Origin of the sequence: Pseudomonas sp. JV245A (genome assembly GCF_032424515.1) — a bacterium.
GTDB lineage: Bacteria > Pseudomonadota > Gammaproteobacteria > Pseudomonadales > Pseudomonadaceae > Aquipseudomonas > Aquipseudomonas protegens.
The window spans coordinates 1-15836 of record NZ_VYKE01000124.1 but is presented as its reverse complement, the minus strand read 5'-3'; the positions used below and the strand labels follow the sequence as shown (position 1 = coordinate 15836).

Sequence of the window (15836 nt, the reverse complement as noted above, 5' to 3'; positions counted from 1 at the left end):
TGCGTCGGCCACCGAGAAAGTCGCCCAGGGCGGTGTGGCCGACAACCTCACCAGCCTGTTGACGGTGCTCAAGTCGTTCAGTAGCTGACCGTTCCACAGGCGCCATGCCAGCGCCCCCGCCGCCTGCCATAGGCTGCGGGGGCGTTGTCTTTTGCCCGGCGGCATGGGAGGTTGAAGCGGATTTTTTACCGCTAGGCGCCTTTACGTTCTTTTTTTCGAACAGCCTATTGTCCTTTACCCCCGTTGACCCTAGGATTCGTTTGAGATTTCAAACGCTCTTGCCTGGGTGCCCAAACGCACGTCTATTCTTGTGTGCGACTTTTTCGTGCTTTTACCCAGTGAACGATTTTCCTGACGGCAGCCTGGCCACGGGCTGGTGACAGCGCCCCGGCGCTCTCCTCCTGACCTGGCGCCTTTCTACAATCACAATTCGCCCCGCGTATGCGCGGTGCTGTTAAGGAAGCCGACATGCAGCTCAAAGACGCCCAGTTGTTCCGCCAACAAGCCTTCATCGATGGAGCTTGGGTCGACGCGGACAACGGCCAGACGATCAAGGTCAACAACCCCGCTACCGGTGAAATCCTCGGTACCGTGCCAAAGATGGGCGCTGCCGAAACCCGCCGCGCCATCGAGGCCGCCGACAAGGCCCTGCCGGCCTGGCGTGCCCTGACTGCCAAGGAGCGCGCCACCAAGCTGCGCCGCTGGTATGAATTGCTGATCGAGAACCAGGACGACCTGGGTCGCCTGATGACCCTGGAGCAGGGTAAGCCGCTGGCCGAAGCCAAGGGCGAAATCGCCTACGCCGCCTCCTTCATCGAATGGTTCGCCGAAGAAGCCAAGCGCATCTACGGTGACGTGATTCCCGGCCACCAGCCCGACAAGCGCCTGATCGTGATCAAGCAGCCGATCGGCGTGACCGCGGCCATCACCCCGTGGAACTTCCCGGCGGCGATGATCACCCGTAAAGCCGGCCCGGCCCTGGCCGCCGGTTGCACCATGGTCATCAAGCCCGCTTCGCAAACCCCGTTCTCGGCCCTGGCCCTGGTGGAACTGGCGCACCGTGCCGGCATCCCGAAAGGCGTGCTGAGTGTGGTCACCGGCAGCGCCGGCGACATCGGCGGCGAGCTCACCAGCAACCCGATCGTGCGCAAGCTGTCGTTCACCGGCTCCACCGAGATCGGTCGCCAGCTGATGGCCGAATGCGCCAAGGACATCAAGAAAGTCTCCCTGGAGCTGGGCGGCAACGCGCCGTTCATCGTGTTCGACGACGCGGACCTGGATAAGGCCGTCGAAGGCGCGATCATCTCCAAGTACCGCAACAACGGCCAGACCTGCGTCTGCGCCAACCGCCTGTACATCCAGGATTCGGTCTACGACGCCTTCGCCGAGAAATTGAAGGCAGCAGTGGCCAAGCTGAAGATCGGCAACGGCCTGGAAGAAGGCACCACCACTGGCCCGCTGATCGACGAAAAAGCCGTGGCCAAGGTCCAGGAACACATCGCCGACGCCCTGAAAAAAGGCGCGACCCTGCTGGCCGGCGGCAAGTCCATGGAAGGCAACTTCTTCGAGCCGACCATCCTGGTCAACGTGCCCAAGGATGCAGCCGTGGCCAAGGAAGAAACCTTTGGCCCACTGGCGCCGCTGTTCCGCTTCAAAGACGAAGCCGAAGTCATCGCCATGTCCAACGACACCGAATTCGGCCTGGCCTCGTACTTCTATGCCCGCGACCTGGGCCGTGTGTTCCGTGTGGCCGAGGCCCTGGAATACGGCATGGTCGGGGTCAACACCGGCCTGATCTCCAACGAAGTGGCGCCGTTCGGCGGCATCAAGGCCTCGGGCCTGGGCCGTGAAGGTTCCAAGTACGGGATCGAGGATTACCTGGAAATCAAATACCTCTGCCTGGGTATCTGATCCGGTTTCAAGCGCCGGGGGCACGAGAGCGCTGTCCCCCTGCGCAGCTTTAAAAAACGCACTTTTCAAGGTGGCCCGGGACCGCTCCGACAGTCGATCATCGCATGCTGTCGCAGGCGCTTCCCCGCCCCGCAACCCTTGAATCACACCGCTGCCGCAGCGGTGAATGAGGACACTATGAGCAAGACCAACGCATCTTTGATGAAACGCCGTGAAGCCGCTGTACCGCGCGGTGTTGGCCAGATTCACCCGATCTTCGCCGACAGCGCGAAGAACGCCACCGTCACCGACGTTGAAGGCCGCGAGTTCATCGACTTCGCCGGCGGTATCGCGGTACTGAACACCGGTCACGTGCACCCGAAGATCATCGCCGCAGTGACCGAGCAACTGAACAAGCTGACCCACACCTGCTTCCAGGTCCTGGCCTACGAGCCTTACGTGGAGCTGTGCGAGAAAATCAACGCCAAGGTGCCAGGTGATTTCGCCAAGAAAACCCTGCTGGTGACCACCGGCTCCGAAGCCGTAGAGAACGCCGTGAAGATCGCCCGTGCCGCCACTGGCCGCGCCGGCGTGATCGCCTTCACCGGCGCCTACCACGGCCGCACCATGATGACCCTGGGCCTGACCGGCAAGGTCGTGCCTTACTCGGCCGGCATGGGCCTGATGCCAGGCGGCATCTTCCGCGCGCTGTACCCGAATGAACTGCACGGCGTGAGCATCGACGACTCCATCGCCAGCATCGAACGCATCTTCAAGAACGACGCCGAGCCTCGTGATATCGCCGCGATCATCATCGAGCCGGTGCAGGGCGAAGGCGGCTTCTACGTCGCGCCCAAAGAGTTCATGAAGCGCCTGCGCGCCCTGTGCGACCAGCACGGCATCCTGCTGATCGCTGACGAAGTGCAGACCGGCGCTGGCCGTACCGGCACCTTCTTCGCCATGGAACAGATGGGCGTTACCGCCGACCTGACCACCTTCGCCAAGTCCATCGCCGGCGGCTTCCCGCTGGCCGGTGTCTGCGGCAAGGCCGAGTACATGGACGCCATCGCTCCAGGCGGCCTGGGCGGCACCTACGCCGGTAGCCCGATCGCCTGTGCGGCGGCCCTGGCGGTGATGGAAGTGTTCGAGGAAGAGCACCTGCTGGATCGCTGCAAGGCTGTTGGCGAGCGCCTGGTGACCGGCCTCAAGGCCATCCAGGCCAAGTACCCGGTGATCGGTGAAGTGCGTGCCCTGGGCGCGATGATCGCGGTGGAACTGTTCGAGAATGGCGACAGCCACAAGCCGAACGCCGCTGCCGTGGCCCAGGTCGTGGCCAAGGCTCGCGACAAGGGGCTGATCCTGCTGTCCTGCGGCACCTACGGCAACGTTCTGCGGGTTCTGGTACCGCTGACCTCGCCGGATGCCCAGCTGGACAAAGGCCTGGCCATCATCGAAGAGTGCTTCGCTGAACTCTGATGACGCTGTGACCTGATCGACAGAAAAACCCGCTTCGGCGGGTTTTTTTTCGCCCTCAAGCGGCTCCAGCGGGATTTGCGCTGTATGGAAGCCCGTGCATTGACTAAGGTGCAAGGGATTGCCTAGGGAGCGTGCTGCATGACCGCTGTTGATTTACCCGCTGTACCTCGCGTGCTGATTGCCGAGGCTGATCCCTGGTCTCGTGATTTGCTCAAGCAAGTGCTGTTGAACGTGCGCTGTGATGCGCGTCTGGACTTGTGTGCCGACGGTCAGGAGGCCATGGACCTGCTGAGCGCCAAACCCTATGACCTGATCATTGCCGATTGGGAGCTGCCGGGCATCGATGGCCTGTCGCTGTTGCGCGCGGTGCGCCAGCGCAAGCGCAACCCGGTGCAGCCGTTCATCCTGCTGAGCGTGCGCAGCGACAGCGCCAGCGTGCGCGAGGCCTTGCCCCTGGCGCCCACTGCCTACCTGACCAAGCCCCTGAACATGGAGGGGCTGACCCAGCGCCTGCAGGGCCTGCTGCTGGACGCCGGCCAGGAAGTCTCCTGCGAGGTGCCGGCCCTGGCGCCGGGCATGACCCTGTGGCCCTTTCTCGAACGCCGGCGCGATGTGGCCGACGGCGCGCCGCTGCTCACCGATGTGCAACTGGCGGTCAAGCGCAGCCTCAACCCCGAAGGCCTGGATCTCAAGGTGCTGGAGGAAGAGATCCGCACCGATCCCCAGGTCACCGCGGTGCTGATCGCTGCAGCCAACAGCGCCGCGCAGCACCATGGCGACGGCGTGCAGACCCTGTCCCAGGCCCTGCATCGGCTGGGCACCGGGCAGAGCATGAACCTGATCCTCGGCCTGACCCTCAAGCGCAGCGCGCGCCTGAGCGATCCGGCCCTGGCCGACTATGCCGAGCGCTATTGGGAGCTGTCCCTGCATACCGCGGAATACGGCCGGACCCTGGCGCGCCTGCTGGACCTGGACCAGGAGCGCTGCTACTGCGCCGGGCTACTGCATCGCCTGGGCGACCTGGCGCTGCTGCGTTGCCTGCAGGAGTGGAAACAGGCCGGCGGCGAGCTGGACGACCAGGAAGAAATCGGCGATGCCCTGGAGCGCTTTGGCGCGGCCTACGGCTCGGCGCTGCGGACCCGCTGGCGCATGCCCCTTGAACTGCGGGAACTGATTGCCTCGATCTACCAGTTGGGCGGTGGGGTGTATTCCCGCGAGGCACTGGTGATGAACCTGGCGGCGCAGCTGGCGCGGCTGACCGAGCACGAAGGGGTGGAAGAGATCGCGCGCTGCAAGACCGCGCGGCTGCTGAAGGTCGGGCTGCCGGAACTGACCCGCCTGCGCAAGGGCTGAACCACTGTAGGAGCCGGCTGGCCGGCGAAGAGGCCTTGGAGTCTTGTGCAAGCCTTGCGGGCGCCTTCGCGGGCCAGCCAGCTCCTACGGGCGAGTGATCGCGGGTTTATCCGGTGATGATGCGGTTCTTGCCCTGGCGCTTGGCTTCGTACATGGCGCTGTCGGCGCGGGCGAACAGGTTGTCCAGGCTTTCGTCTTCCGCCAGCAGGCCGGTCAGGCCCTGGCTCACGGTGATGGTGAACGTCTGGCCCTGGTGGCTGAAATTCTGGCGCTGGATCTCCCGTTGCAGGCGCTCGGCCACCTGGCGGGCCATGTCCGCGGTGCAGCCGGGAAAAACCGCGGCGAACTCCTCGCCACCGATCCGCCCGAACAGGTCGCCGCGACGCAGGGCCGCGCGCCCGCTTTCGGCGATGCGCTGCAGGACGATGTCGCCTTCGGGGTGGCCGTAGGTGTCGTTGATCACTTTGAAGTCATCGATATCCAGCAGCAGGAAGGCCAGGGACGAGCCTTGCAGGCGCGCCTGCTCGAACTCGCGGTTGGCGCATTCGAAGAAGTGCCGACGGTTGCTGCTCTGGGTCAGCACGTCGGTGGTGGCCAGGCGTTGCAACTCGGTTTCCAGCTGCTTCTTTTCGGTGATGTCTTCGGCAATGCCGACCACGATCAGGCGTTGCCCGGGCTCGGCATTGCGGTTGATGAAGCATTTGTCGCTGAGCCAGCGCACCTGGCCCTGGGCATCGATGATGCGGTATTCGCGATCTTCCACCGCGCCCTTTTCCAGGACCTGGGCCAGGCTGCGCTCGGCATACTCCAGGTCATCGGGGTAGATGCTGTCGCGCCATTGATTGCAGTCCGCCAGGAGCAGGCCTGCGGGGCGACCGAAGATCCGTTCATAGGCCGGGCTGACGTACAGCACCTGGCGGCTGTCCCAGTCGAAGGCCCAGAGCACCGCGTTGACACTGACCAGCAGCGAGCTGAACAGCTGCTCGCGTTCGGTCAGGCGGGCCACTTCGCCCTGTGCATGCATCAGGGCCATCAGGGTTTGCGCGGCTTCGGGCCACTGTGGAAGCGCAGAGGGAGTGTGTGGGTTCTTGTTGACCATCGGCACAGATCTCAAAGGGCGTGCCGCGCGCCGTTAGGCAGCGGCTACAACCAAGCCCGCCTGGGTGGCGAAGTGTTGTTTGAGATAGGGGATCGGGCGCTAAGTTCCCGGCCGCTACAGCGATAGCGCGAGCGCCCGCCAGACGGTCGAGAGGGGCCTGCAAGGCTTGATTTCAGAAGGGCAGCCCCTCGCCACGGGAGTGGCGAGGGGCTGGGGTCAGGCGGTGGTGGGACGCAGGGAATAGGTCTTGAGCTGATGGGCGAAATCACGCAGGGACTGAATGCCGCTGGCCTCGGCCTCGTGTACCCAATCCTTGATGGCCGCGAGCATGTCGTGGCCGTTGGAGCTGGTCTTGACCCAGATCTGCTGCAGGGCCAGACGCTTCTCGTAGATCACCTTCAAGGCCTGGCTGTGCTCCAGCATGCTCTGGATGCGCAGGTGGTGGCGGTCTTCCAGCAGGCTGGTTTCCCGGGACAGCAGGCGCTTGGCGCGGTGGAACTGGTGGCGCACCGAATGATCGACCTTGGCCAGTTCCTGTTTCACCAGCGGGCCGATCACCAGCTTGCGGTACTGGGCCATGATCTGGAACCGGTTGTTGAGGATGGCCATGGCGGTGTCCATGTCCAGGTGGCCCTTGCCTTCGACCCGGTGGGCGATGGGCGCCACGCGCTGGACCCTGGCCAGACGCAGGAAGCTGAAGACCTTGATCCAGGCCCAGCCCAGGTCGAACTCCCACTTCTTCACCGAGAGCTTGGCCGAGTTGGGGTAGGTGTGGTGGTTGTTGTGCAGCTCTTCGCCGCCGACGATGATGCCCCAGGGCACCAGGTTGGTGGCGGCGTCGCGGCATTCGAAGTTGCGGTAGCCCACCGCATGCCCCAGGCCATTGATGACCCCGGCGGCCCAGAACGGAATCCACATCATCTGGATGGCCCAGATGGTGATGCCGATGGTGCCGAACAGCAGCAGGTCGATGGCTGCCATCAGCGCCACGCCGCCCAGCTTGTAGCGGCTGTAGAGGTTGCGTTCGATCCAGTCTTCCGGGCAGTTCTTGCCGTAGATGCGCAGGGTCTCCGGGTTCTTCGCCTCTTCGCGATACAGCTCTGCGCCCTTGCGCAGTACGGTGGACAGGCCCTTGACCACCGGGCTGTGGGGGTCGTCGGCGGTTTCGCACTTGGCGTGGTGCTTGCGGTGGATGGCGGTCCACTCGCGGGTGTTCTGCGCCGTGGTCAGCCACAGCCAGAAGCGGAAGAAATGTTTCAGGCCGGCGTTGAGTTCCAGGGAACGGTGCGCGGAATAGCGATGCAGATAGACCGTGACCGCGACAATGGTCACGTGGGTCATCAACAGGGTGACTGCCACCAGTTGCCAGGCGGACAAGCCAAGTAAACCTTCGTACCACATAGGCGATAAGGCCCTCGATAAAGAAAAAAACAGCCCAGGCATTATCACCAAGCCCACTGAGAAAACCAGTCGCCCTTTCAGATAAGAGTGGCGGAATGTTTCTTCCTCTATAATCCCAAACTTTTCGTGTGGAAATAGACGGACTTATGTCGGTTTCTTATCGCAATGGTTTGCGTGCCGCGCTGCTCTATCTGCTGTTGTCGCTGGTCTGGTTGCAGTTCAGTGGTTACTTATTGAGCAGTTTCTTCGATGAGTTTTCCGATCGGGCCCATTGGCAACTGGTTGGCGGCTATGCCTGGGCGGTGGTCAGCGCGGTGCTGATCTTCTTCGCCCGGGCCCGTCTGCTGCGGGTGTTGGGGGCCGATCGCTGGCTGCGCCACCAGCAGAAGGACCGCGAGCGCCTGCGCCAGGCGGCGGCGGTGTTCGACTGCACCCGCGAAGGGGTGCTGGTGAGCGATACCCAGGGGCAGATCGTCCACGTCAACCGCGCCTTCATCGAAATCACCGGCTACCAGCGCGAAGAGGTGCTGGGCCGCCAGCCGAGCCTGTTCAAGTCCGGGCATCATTCGGCGCAGTTCTATCAATCGATGTTCGACTCGTTGCAGAAGACCGATGAGTGGAGCGGTGAAATCTGGAATCGGCGCAAGAGCGGCGAGATCTACCCGCAATGGCAGACCATCCGCGCGATCCGCGATGAGCAGGGCGAGCTGACTCATTACGTTGCGGTATTTTCCGACATCAGCGCGATCAAGGATTCCGAGCACGAGCTGGCTCACCTGGCCCATCACGATCCGCTGACCGACCTGCCCAACCGCCTGCTGTTCACCGACCGTGCCGAACAGGCCCTGGCTTCGGCGCAGATCCACAAGCGCGGCTGCGCCATGCTGATGATCGATCTGGACCACTTCAAGATGATCAACGACAGCCTGGGGCACAACGTCGGCGACCAACTGCTCAAGGCGGTTGCCGAGCGCCTGGGCGGGATGTTCGGCCCGGGCATCACCCTGGCGCGCCTGGGCGGCGACGAGTTCGCGGTGCTGGCCGAAAGCTGCCCGCAGCTGGTGCAGGCGGCGGCCCTGGCCCAGCGCATCATCGACGGCCTCAAGGAGCCCTTCCAGCTCGGCGAGCAGCAGGTGGTGATCAACGCCAGTATCGGTATCAGCCTGTTTCCCAGCGACGCGTTGAGTGCCAGCCAACTGCTGCGCAACGCCGATGCGGCGCTGTTCAAGGCCAAAAGCGCCGGGCGCAACGGTTACGCCCTGTACACCGAGGAGCTCACCGCCCATGCCCAGCAGCGGGTGGAAATCGCCTTCGAGCTGCGCCGCGCCCTGGACCAGCAGGAACTGCGGGTCTATTACCAGCCGGTGCACGACCTCAAGACCAGCCGCCTGGTAGGCGTCGAGGCCCTGGTGCGCTGGGAGCATCCCGAGCGCGGGCTGGTGTCGCCGGCGGAGTTCATACCGATTGCCGAGCGCACCGGGATGATTGCCGAGATCGATGCCTGGGTCATGCAGCAGGCTTGCCGGCAGATGTGCCAGTGGCAGGCCGATGGCGTGGTGCTGTCGTTTATCGCGGTGAATGTCTCGACCCGCCTGTTCGCCCGCAGCGAGCTGTACCAGCAGGTGGCCCAGGTGCTGCACGAGACCGGGCTGGACCCGGCCTACCTGGAGCTGGAAGTCACCGAAAGCGCGGTGATGGACGATCCCGAAGTGGCCCTGGAGCAGATGCACCGTTTGCGCGAGCTGGGTATTCGCCTGGCCATCGACGACTTCGGCACGGGCTACTCCTCCCTGCTGCGGCTCAAGCGCCTGCCGGTGCAGAAGCTCAAGATCGACCAGGGTTTTGTCGCCGGCCTGCCGTTCGACGAGGACGATGCAGCGATATCCCGGGTAATCATTGCCCTGGCCCAGAGCATGGGCATGCAGGTGCATGCCGAGGGTATCGAGCAGGTGGAACAGGCGCGTTTCCTTCTGGAACACGCCTGCGACCTGGGCCAGGGCTACTGGTTCGGCCGGCCGATGCCGGCGGCGCAACTGGTCTGGAGCAACGCCCCGCAGATCCGTTGATCCCTGTAGCCGCTGGCGCAGGCTGCGAACGGTTTGGGCGGCATACCGACGTGGCAGGCGCGGTGTTGAGGTTTGGCGCAAAGGCGCCAGGCAAGGCCCTGGGGGCCTTTGCGCAGCCTCGCTGAAGCTCGGCAGCGGCTACAGGGTTGGGGCTAAGCTGCTGTCAGCTCGAATAATTTCTTCTGGTTATATAAACATTCTTAAATAGTATTTTTAAGAATATCCGGCCCTATCTAGTATTGCTCCCACGCCGCAAGCAGTGCCGCCACTGCCAGGCACATCCCACTCAGGAGCAACACCATGAGCGCATCTCTACGTAGCGTTGACGGCCAGGACGAAGCAACCATCTTGCGGGAAATTCAAAGCGCACTGCGCGACCTGCGCTTCGGTGCGGTGGAAATCACCGTGCACAACGCCCAGGTCGTGCAGATCGAACGCAAGGAAAAATTCCGTCTGCAGCAGCCTGGCCACAAACCGAGTTGAAAGTACCTCGCTGAACACCGCGTCACCCTCTCGCGAACGAGAGGCCCGACTGGTCAACCGGAGGGCGTCATCCATGACCCCCTGCACGAATCCCAGCGTTCCTTTTCGAATGCGGGCTGAAATCGCCATAAGAAAAATGCCAGCACCTTAAAAAATTTCAGGAGCTTCACCATGTCGTCGATTCGCCGTTATGCCCTGGCCGCCCTCGCCAGCGCCGTTTTCGCCGGTTCCGCCGTTGCCAAGGACTATGAGCTGCTCAATGTGTCCTATGACCCGACCCGTGAGCTGTACCAGGATTACAACGCCGAGTTCGTGAACTTCTGGAAGAAGGACCACCCGGGCGACAACGTGAAGATCCAGCAATCCCACGGTGGCTCGGGCAAGCAGGGCCGGGCGGTGATCGACGGCCTGCGCGCCGACGTGGTGACCCTGGCCCTGGCCGGTGACATCGACGAAATCGCCAAGCTCGGCAAGACCCTGCCGGCGGACTGGCAGAAGCGCCTGCCCGACGCCAGCACGCCCTACACCTCGACCATCGTGTTCCTGGTGCGCAAGGGCAACCCCAAGGGCATCAAGGATTGGGGCGACCTGATCAAGAAAGACGTCTCGGTGATCACCCCGAACCCGAAAACGTCCGGTGGTGCACGCTGGAACTTCCTCGCCGCCTGGGCCTACGGCCTGAAGGCCGGTGGCAGTGAGGCCAAAGCTCAGGAATACGTCAAGGAACTGTTCAAGCACGTACCGGTGCTGGACACCGGTGCTCGCGGTTCGACCATCACCTTCGTCAACAACGGCCAGGGCGACGTGCTGCTGGCCTGGGAAAACGAAGCTTTCCTGGCCCTCAAGGAAGACGGCGGCGCCGACAAGTTCGATATCGTCGTGCCTTCGCTGTCGATCCTCGCCGAGCCACCGGTGGCGGTGGTGGACAAGAACGCCGAGAAGAAAGGCAACACCCAGATCGCCGAGGCCTACCTCAAGCACCTGTACAGCCCGGCCGGCCAGGAAATTGCCGCGAAGAACTTCTACCGCCCACGGGACAAGGACATCGCCGCCAAATATGCCCAGCAGTTCCCGAAACTGGACCTGGTAACTATCGACAAGGACTTCGGCGGCTGGAAAACTGCCCAACCGAAATTCTTCAATGACGGTGGCGTGTTCGACCAGATCTACACGGCGCAATAACCCTGTTGTAGGGGCTGGCTTGCCAGCGAAGGCGCCCCTGAGGGCAAAGCACGACTTGCGGGCCCTTTGGCCGGCAAGCCGGCTCCTACCAGGCAGAGCCCGCATTGAGTTGCGGGTTTTGCGTATCCGTTTCGTTAACCAAGGACTCTTATGTCGCGTCGTATCTCCCCCGTCATACCCGGCTTCGGGCTGACGCTGGGCTACACCTTGGTGTACCTCAGCCTGATTGTGCTCATCCCCCTGGCGGCGATGTTCGTGCATGCCGCGCAACTTACCTGGGAACAGTTCTGGGCGATCATTTCGGCGCCACGGGTGCTCGCCGCGCTCAAGCTGAGCTTCGGTACCGCGTTGTATGCGGCCATCATCAACGGCGTCATCGGCACCCTGCTGGCCTGGGTCCTGGTGCGCTACAGCTTCCCCGGGCGCAAGATCATCGATGCCATGATCGACCTGCCATTCGCCCTGCCCACCGCCGTGGCGGGCATTGCCCTGACCGCGCTCTACGCGCCCACCGGCCTGGTGGGGCAGTTCGCCACCGACCTGGGTTTCAAGATCGCCTACACCCCCCTGGGCATCACCCTGGCACTGACCTTCGTCACCCTGCCATTCGTGGTGCGCACGGTGCAGCCGGTGCTGGCGGACATCCCCCGTGAAGTGGAAGAAGCCGCCGCCTGCCTGGGTGCCAAGCCGTGGCAGGTGTTCCGCCATATCCTGGTACCGGCCCTGCTGCCGGCCTGGCTCACCGGTTTTGCCCTGGCCTTTGCCCGGGGCGTGGGCGAGTACGGTTCGGTGATCTTCATCGCCGGCAACATGCCGATGAAGACCGAGATCCTGCCCCTGCTGATCATGGTCAAGCTCGACCAGTACGATTACACCGGCGCCACTTCCATCGGCGTGCTGATGCTGGTGGTTTCCTTCATTCTGCTGCTGCTGATCAACCTGCTGCAGCGGCGCATCGAACGACCTTAAGGAGGCGCGACCATGTCCCAATCGTCCATTTCCGCCGCGTCCTCCGCCAACGCCGCCCGCCGTGGCAGCGCCACCTCGCGGCGCCTGCTGATCGGCCTCGGCTGGCTGATCTTCGCCCTGTTCCTGCTGCTGCCGCTGTTCATCGTGGTGTCCCAGGGCCTGAAGCTCGGCCTGGGGGCGTTCTTCGATGCGATCTTCGAGCCCGACGCCCTGTCGGCGCTGAAACTCACGGTGATCGCGGTGCTGATCTCGGTGCCCCTGAACCTGGTGTTCGGGGTCAGCGCGGCCTGGTGCGTGAGCAAGTACTCGTTCCGCGGCAAGAGCATCCTGGTGACCCTGATCGACCTGCCGTTCTCGGTGTCGCCGGTGATCGCCGGCCTGGTCTATGTGCTGATGTTCGGCGCCCAGGGCCTGTTCGGCCCGTGGCTTTCGGACCACGACATCCAGATCGTCTTCGCCTTGCCGGGCATTGTCCTGGCCACCATCTTCGTCACCGTGCCCTTCGTTGCCCGGGAACTGATCCCGCTGATGCAGGAGCAGGGCACCCAGGAAGAGGAGGCCGCCAGGTTGCTGGGGGCCAATGGCTGGCAGATGTTCTGGCACGTCACCGTGCCCAACATCAAATGGGGCCTGATCTACGGCGTGGTGCTGTGTACCGCCCGGGCCATGGGTGAGTTCGGCGCGGTGTCGGTGGTTTCCGGGCACATTCGCGGGGTCACCAACACCCTGCCGCTGCACGTGGAAATCCTCTACAACGAGTACAACCACGTCGCCGCCTTTGCCGTCGCCAGCCTGTTGCTGATCCTTGCGTTGTTCATCCTGCTGCTCAAGCAGTGGAGCGAATCCCGAATCAACCGCCTGCGCGCCAGCGCCGCGGAGGAATAAGTCATGTCGATCGAAGTCCGTAACGTCAGCAAGAACTTCAACGCCTTCAAGGCCCTGAACAGCATCAACCTGGACATCCAGAGCGGCGAGCTGGTGGCCCTGCTGGGCCCGTCCGGCTGCGGCAAGACCACCCTGCTGCGGATCATCGCCGGGCTGGAAACCCCGGACCAAGGCAGCATCGTGTTCCACGGCGAGGATGTCTCGGGCCACGACGTGCGTGATCGCAACGTCGGTTTCGTGTTCCAGCACTACGCCCTGTTCCGCCACATGAGCGTGTTCGACAACGTTGCCTTCGGCCTGCGCATGAAGCCGAAGAACCAGCGCCCCAGCGAGAGCAAGATCGCCGAGAAGGTCCACGAGCTGCTGAACATGGTGCAGCTGGACTGGCTCTCAGACCGTTACCCGGAACAGCTCTCCGGCGGCCAGCGCCAGCGTATCGCCCTGGCCCGCGCCCTGGCGGTGGAGCCCAAGGTGCTGCTGCTGGACGAACCCTTCGGCGCCCTCGACGCCAAGGTGCGCAAGGAGCTGCGGCGCTGGCTGGCGCGGCTGCACGAAGACATCAACCTGACTTCGGTATTCGTTACCCACGACCAGGAAGAAGCCATGGAAGTGGCCGACCGCATCGTGGTGATGAACAAGGGCGTGATCGAGCAGATCGGTTCCCCGGGCGAGGTCTACGAGAACCCGGCCAGCGACTTCGTCTACCACTTCCTCGGCGACTCCAACCGCCTGCACCTGGGGGAGGACAACCACGTGCTGTTCCGGCCTCACGAAGTGTCGCTGTCGCGTTCCGAACTGGAAGACCACCACGCCGCCGAAGTGCGGGATATCCGTCCGCTGGGGGCCACCACCCGGGTGACCCTGAAGGTGGAAGGGCAGAGCGAACTGATCGAAGCCGAAGTGGTGAAGGACCACGATAGCCTGATCGGCCTGGCCCGTGGCGAAACCCTGTTCTTCAAGCCCAAGGTCTGGCAGAAACACGCCAGCCTCTGACCCCGCCGACATCACGCCCGCTGTAGGAGCTGGCTTGCCAGCGAAAGCGTCCTTCAGGTTTGCACCTGGCTCGAAGGCCTCTTCGCCGGCAAGCCGGCTCCTGCGGGGGCCGGCCCAATATTCCCGAAGCGTTCCCGGGCTTCAGATCATGGCTTTCTTGTGCCGCAGGGCCACCGGGCCCGAGCGCTGCTCGATGGCCTGTTTCAAGTCGTGGCGCAGCCCCAGCAGGAACGCCAGTTCGGCCACCACGAACAGCGGACCGACGATCAAACCCGACAGATCATCGACAAAGGCCGGCTTGCGGCCCTCGTAGTAATGGCCGATGAACTGGATCACCCACCCGATCACGAACAGGCCCAGGCCGCTGCTCAGCCAGAGTCCGGTACTTTGCGCCGCCAGCACCTGGCCGGCCCACACCGATAGCGCCATCAGCACCGTCATCAGCACCCCCAGGCGCACTTCCAGGCGCAGGTAGAACACTGACGCGGCCAGGGCCAGCAGCAACGCCGGCGACCACGACAGCCCGGCCATGCTCCAGGCGGGACGCGACAACAGCACGGCCACCGCCACCACGATCATTGGAATGCCGATAAAGTGGCTGGCGATATTGCGCGGATCGCGGTGGTAGGCGGCGTATTGACTGAGATGATCAACGAGGCTTTTCATTGTTGTTCCTCCGTTAGGGTGGCTCGATCATGCCCGGCGGCGGTGCTCGGCTCTGTCAGCTAGGCGACAATCATTGCGTTGCCCTGAGGGAAAGACCTGTTCATGGACCTGCACCAGTGGCGTGAATGCCTGATGACCGGCCAGTGGTTCAGCCACCTGCCGGCTTCCTTACAGAATAGTTTGCTCGACAGCGCGCGCCTGCGCCGGCTGACGGCGGGGCAGTGCCTGTTCCGGCGCGGCGATCCGCCCTGCGGGCTGTACGCGGTGCTCGAGGGCACGGTGCGGGTGGGCGCGGTCAGCGAGCAGGGCAAGGAGGCCTTGCTGAGCCTGATGGAAGCGCCCCACTGGTTCGGCGAGATCTGCCTGTTCGACGGCCAGCCCCGTACCCACGATGCCTACGCCGAGGGCGCCTGCACCCTGCTCCAGGTGCCGCAGGCGAATCTGCTGCAACTACTGGAGCAGCAGCCGCAATACTGGCGCCAGTTCGCCCTGCTGATGAGCCACAAACTGCGCCTGGCCTTTATCAACCTGGAGCAGTTGAGCCTGATGCCGGCCCCGGCGCGGGTGGCCAGCCGCCTGCTGGCGATGGCCGCCGGCTACGGTGAAGTGGCCCAGGCCCGCCGCGTGCTGCAACTGCCCCAGGAACAACTGGCGCTGATGCTCTCGCTGTCGCGCCAGACCACCAACCAGATCCTCAAGGAGCTGCAGCACCAGGGCATCCTGCGCCTGAGCTATGGCGAGATCGAAATCCTCGACACCGAGCGCCTTCACGCCCTGACCTCGCCATAGAACCCCCCGCGATATCCCTGCCTCCCGCAGAAACTGGCTTGCCAGCGAAGAGGCCCGCGAGATCGCCTTCGCCGGCAGCCGGTTCCTACGAGCCACGATAGGTCGAGAACCCATAAGGGCTGAGCAACAACGGAATGTGGTAATGCTGCTCGGTCTGCCTGACCTCGAAGATCACCGGGATCTCCGGAAAGAAGGTCTCGCGCTTGGCTTGCCTGAAGTACTCGCCGGTCTTGAACACCACCCGATACTCGCCGGCCGTCAGCGCCCGGCCCGCCGGAAACAGCTCGGCAATCCGCCCCTGCTCATTGGTCACCCCTTCGGACAAGGGCTTCCAGTCCTGGCCCACCTGCTGCTCCAGGGTCACCTTGACCCCCGGCGATGGCAGGCCGTTCTCCAGGTTCAGCACGTGCACGCTCAACGGATTGCCTGCCGCCAGGGCCAGGCTCGACAAACCACACAGGCCGATGGCCGCCAGACTATTACGCAAAACATTCATGCCCCACTCCTTCCTCGATTGAACAAACAACAGAACCTGTAGCCGCTGCCGAGCCCGCGAGGCTGCGAACGACCGCAACGCGGGCGCA

The 15836-nt window shown here is 63.6% G+C and carries 14 protein-coding genes and 1 pseudogene; 11 read left to right on the top strand and 4 right to left on the bottom strand.

The genetic code is table 11. The features are described 5' to 3' along the window. From F6S12_RS24490 to F6S12_RS24475, 4 genes and pseudogenes are all read left to right on the top strand, one after another. Window positions 1-88, top strand: a pseudogene (locus tag F6S12_RS24490) (R body protein RebB-like protein); the annotation flags it as partial. Between the two features lie 380 nt (window positions 89-468). After that, complete coding sequence (gabD, locus tag F6S12_RS24485) at window positions 469-1911, top strand: NADP-dependent succinate-semialdehyde dehydrogenase (protein ID WP_011058565.1); 1443 nt, start codon at window positions 469-471, stop codon at window positions 1909-1911. A gap of 177 nt (window positions 1912-2088) precedes the next feature. Continuing rightward, window positions 2089-3366, top strand: coding sequence for a 4-aminobutyrate--2-oxoglutarate transaminase (gabT, locus tag F6S12_RS24480; RefSeq protein ID WP_011058566.1), 1278 nt, complete (start codon window positions 2089-2091; stop codon window positions 3364-3366). Window positions 3367-3504: 138 nt separating this feature from the next. After that, a complete protein-coding gene (locus F6S12_RS24475) occupies window positions 3505-4719 on the top strand; it encodes a response regulator (protein ID WP_011058567.1) in 1215 nt (404 codons plus the stop codon). A 106-nt stretch (window positions 4720-4825) separates the two neighbouring features. Here F6S12_RS24475 and F6S12_RS24470 read toward each other — a convergent pair whose 3' ends face one another. Together F6S12_RS24470 and desA are read right to left on the bottom strand one after the other, a co-directional pair. Next, complete coding sequence (locus F6S12_RS24470; protein WP_011058568.1) at window positions 4826-5818, bottom strand: GGDEF domain-containing protein; 993 nt, start codon at window positions 5816-5818, stop codon at window positions 4826-4828. Window positions 5819-6034: 216 nt separating this feature from the next. Beyond that, window positions 6035-7219 carry a delta-9 fatty acid desaturase DesA gene (gene desA, locus F6S12_RS24465; RefSeq protein WP_011058569.1) on the bottom strand — a complete coding sequence of 395 codons (1185 nt, stop codon included), beginning with the start codon at window positions 7217-7219 and terminating at the stop codon, window positions 6035-6037. Window positions 7220-7365: 146 nt separating this feature from the next. Here desA and dibA point away from each other — a divergent pair, with 146 nt between their 5' ends. The 6 genes from dibA to F6S12_RS24435 all read left to right on the top strand — a co-directional run bounded on the left by dibA (window position 7366) and on the right by F6S12_RS24435 (window position 13797). Continuing rightward, window positions 7366-9285, top strand: coding sequence for a phosphodiesterase DibA (dibA, locus tag F6S12_RS24460; protein ID WP_011058570.1), 1920 nt, complete (start codon window positions 7366-7368; stop codon window positions 9283-9285). A 300-nt stretch (window positions 9286-9585) separates the two neighbouring features. Beyond that, the gene (gene oscA / locus F6S12_RS24455) at window positions 9586-9768 is read left to right on the top strand and encodes a sulfur starvation response protein OscA (protein ID WP_011058571.1); all 183 of its coding nucleotides are present in this window, start codon (window positions 9586-9588) and stop codon (window positions 9766-9768) included. A gap of 171 nt (window positions 9769-9939) precedes the next feature. Then, window positions 9940-10950, top strand: coding sequence for a sulfate ABC transporter substrate-binding protein (locus tag F6S12_RS24450; RefSeq protein ID WP_011058572.1), 1011 nt, complete (start codon window positions 9940-9942; stop codon window positions 10948-10950). A gap of 150 nt (window positions 10951-11100) precedes the next feature. Next, the gene (gene cysT / locus F6S12_RS24445; protein ID WP_011058573.1) at window positions 11101-11919 is read left to right on the top strand and encodes a sulfate ABC transporter permease subunit CysT; all 819 of its coding nucleotides are present in this window, start codon (window positions 11101-11103) and stop codon (window positions 11917-11919) included. Between the two features lie 12 nt (window positions 11920-11931). Next, window positions 11932-12804, top strand: coding sequence for a sulfate ABC transporter permease subunit CysW (gene cysW / locus F6S12_RS24440; protein ID WP_011058574.1), 873 nt, complete (start codon window positions 11932-11934; stop codon window positions 12802-12804). Window positions 12805-12807: 3 nt separating this feature from the next. Next, window positions 12808-13797: a sulfate/molybdate ABC transporter ATP-binding protein gene (locus F6S12_RS24435; protein ID WP_011058575.1), complete on the top strand. Its 990-nt coding sequence runs from the start codon at window positions 12808-12810 to the stop codon at window positions 13795-13797. A 141-nt stretch (window positions 13798-13938) separates the two neighbouring features. Here F6S12_RS24435 and F6S12_RS24430 read toward each other — a convergent pair whose 3' ends face one another. Then, window positions 13939-14463 carry a DUF962 domain-containing protein gene (locus F6S12_RS24430; protein ID WP_011058576.1) on the bottom strand — a complete coding sequence of 175 codons (525 nt, stop codon included), beginning with the start codon at window positions 14461-14463 and terminating at the stop codon, window positions 13939-13941. A gap of 102 nt (window positions 14464-14565) precedes the next feature. Here F6S12_RS24430 and F6S12_RS24425 point away from each other — a divergent pair, with 102 nt between their 5' ends. Further along, window positions 14566-15252, top strand: a complete 687-nt coding sequence (locus F6S12_RS24425) for a Crp/Fnr family transcriptional regulator (protein WP_161466431.1) — start codon at window positions 14566-14568, stop codon at window positions 15250-15252. Window positions 15253-15337: 85 nt separating this feature from the next. On the opposite strand, the gene uraH is transcribed toward F6S12_RS24425, so the two are convergent. Next, window positions 15338-15748 carry a hydroxyisourate hydrolase gene (gene uraH, locus F6S12_RS24420; protein ID WP_011058578.1) on the bottom strand — a complete coding sequence of 137 codons (411 nt, stop codon included), beginning with the start codon at window positions 15746-15748 and terminating at the stop codon, window positions 15338-15340. Window positions 15749-15836: the final 88 nt, after the last annotated feature.

What these genes read in the sequence shown, in the direction of transcription:
- desA (WP_011058569.1), bottom strand. Translation starts at nt 7,219, where the DNA reads ATGTGGTACGAAGGTTTACTTGGCTTGTCCGCCTGGCAACTGGTGGCA.
- F6S12_RS24470 (WP_011058568.1), bottom strand. Translation starts at nt 5,818, where the DNA reads ATGGTCAACAAGAACCCACACACTCCCTCTGCGCTTCCACAGTGGCCC.
- dibA (WP_011058570.1), top strand. Translation starts at nt 7,366, where the DNA reads ATGTCGGTTTCTTATCGCAATGGTTTGCGTGCCGCGCTGCTCTATCTG.
- cysW (WP_011058574.1), top strand. Translation starts at nt 11,932, where the DNA reads ATGTCCCAATCGTCCATTTCCGCCGCGTCCTCCGCCAACGCCGCCCGC.
- F6S12_RS24425 (WP_161466431.1), top strand. Translation starts at nt 14,566, where the DNA reads ATGGACCTGCACCAGTGGCGTGAATGCCTGATGACCGGCCAGTGGTTC.
- F6S12_RS24475 (WP_011058567.1), top strand. Translation starts at nt 3,505, where the DNA reads ATGACCGCTGTTGATTTACCCGCTGTACCTCGCGTGCTGATTGCCGAG.
- cysT (WP_011058573.1), top strand. Translation starts at nt 11,101, where the DNA reads ATGTCGCGTCGTATCTCCCCCGTCATACCCGGCTTCGGGCTGACGCTG.
- uraH (WP_011058578.1), bottom strand. Translation starts at nt 15,748, where the DNA reads ATGAATGTTTTGCGTAATAGTCTGGCGGCCATCGGCCTGTGTGGTTTG.
- F6S12_RS24435 (WP_011058575.1), top strand. Translation starts at nt 12,808, where the DNA reads ATGTCGATCGAAGTCCGTAACGTCAGCAAGAACTTCAACGCCTTCAAG.
- gabT (WP_011058566.1), top strand. Translation starts at nt 2,089, where the DNA reads ATGAGCAAGACCAACGCATCTTTGATGAAACGCCGTGAAGCCGCTGTA.
- oscA (WP_011058571.1), top strand. Translation starts at nt 9,586, where the DNA reads ATGAGCGCATCTCTACGTAGCGTTGACGGCCAGGACGAAGCAACCATC.
- F6S12_RS24430 (WP_011058576.1), bottom strand. Translation starts at nt 14,463, where the DNA reads ATGAAAAGCCTCGTTGATCATCTCAGTCAATACGCCGCCTACCACCGC.
- F6S12_RS24450 (WP_011058572.1), top strand. Translation starts at nt 9,940, where the DNA reads ATGTCGTCGATTCGCCGTTATGCCCTGGCCGCCCTCGCCAGCGCCGTT.
- gabD (WP_011058565.1), top strand. Translation starts at nt 469, where the DNA reads ATGCAGCTCAAAGACGCCCAGTTGTTCCGCCAACAAGCCTTCATCGAT.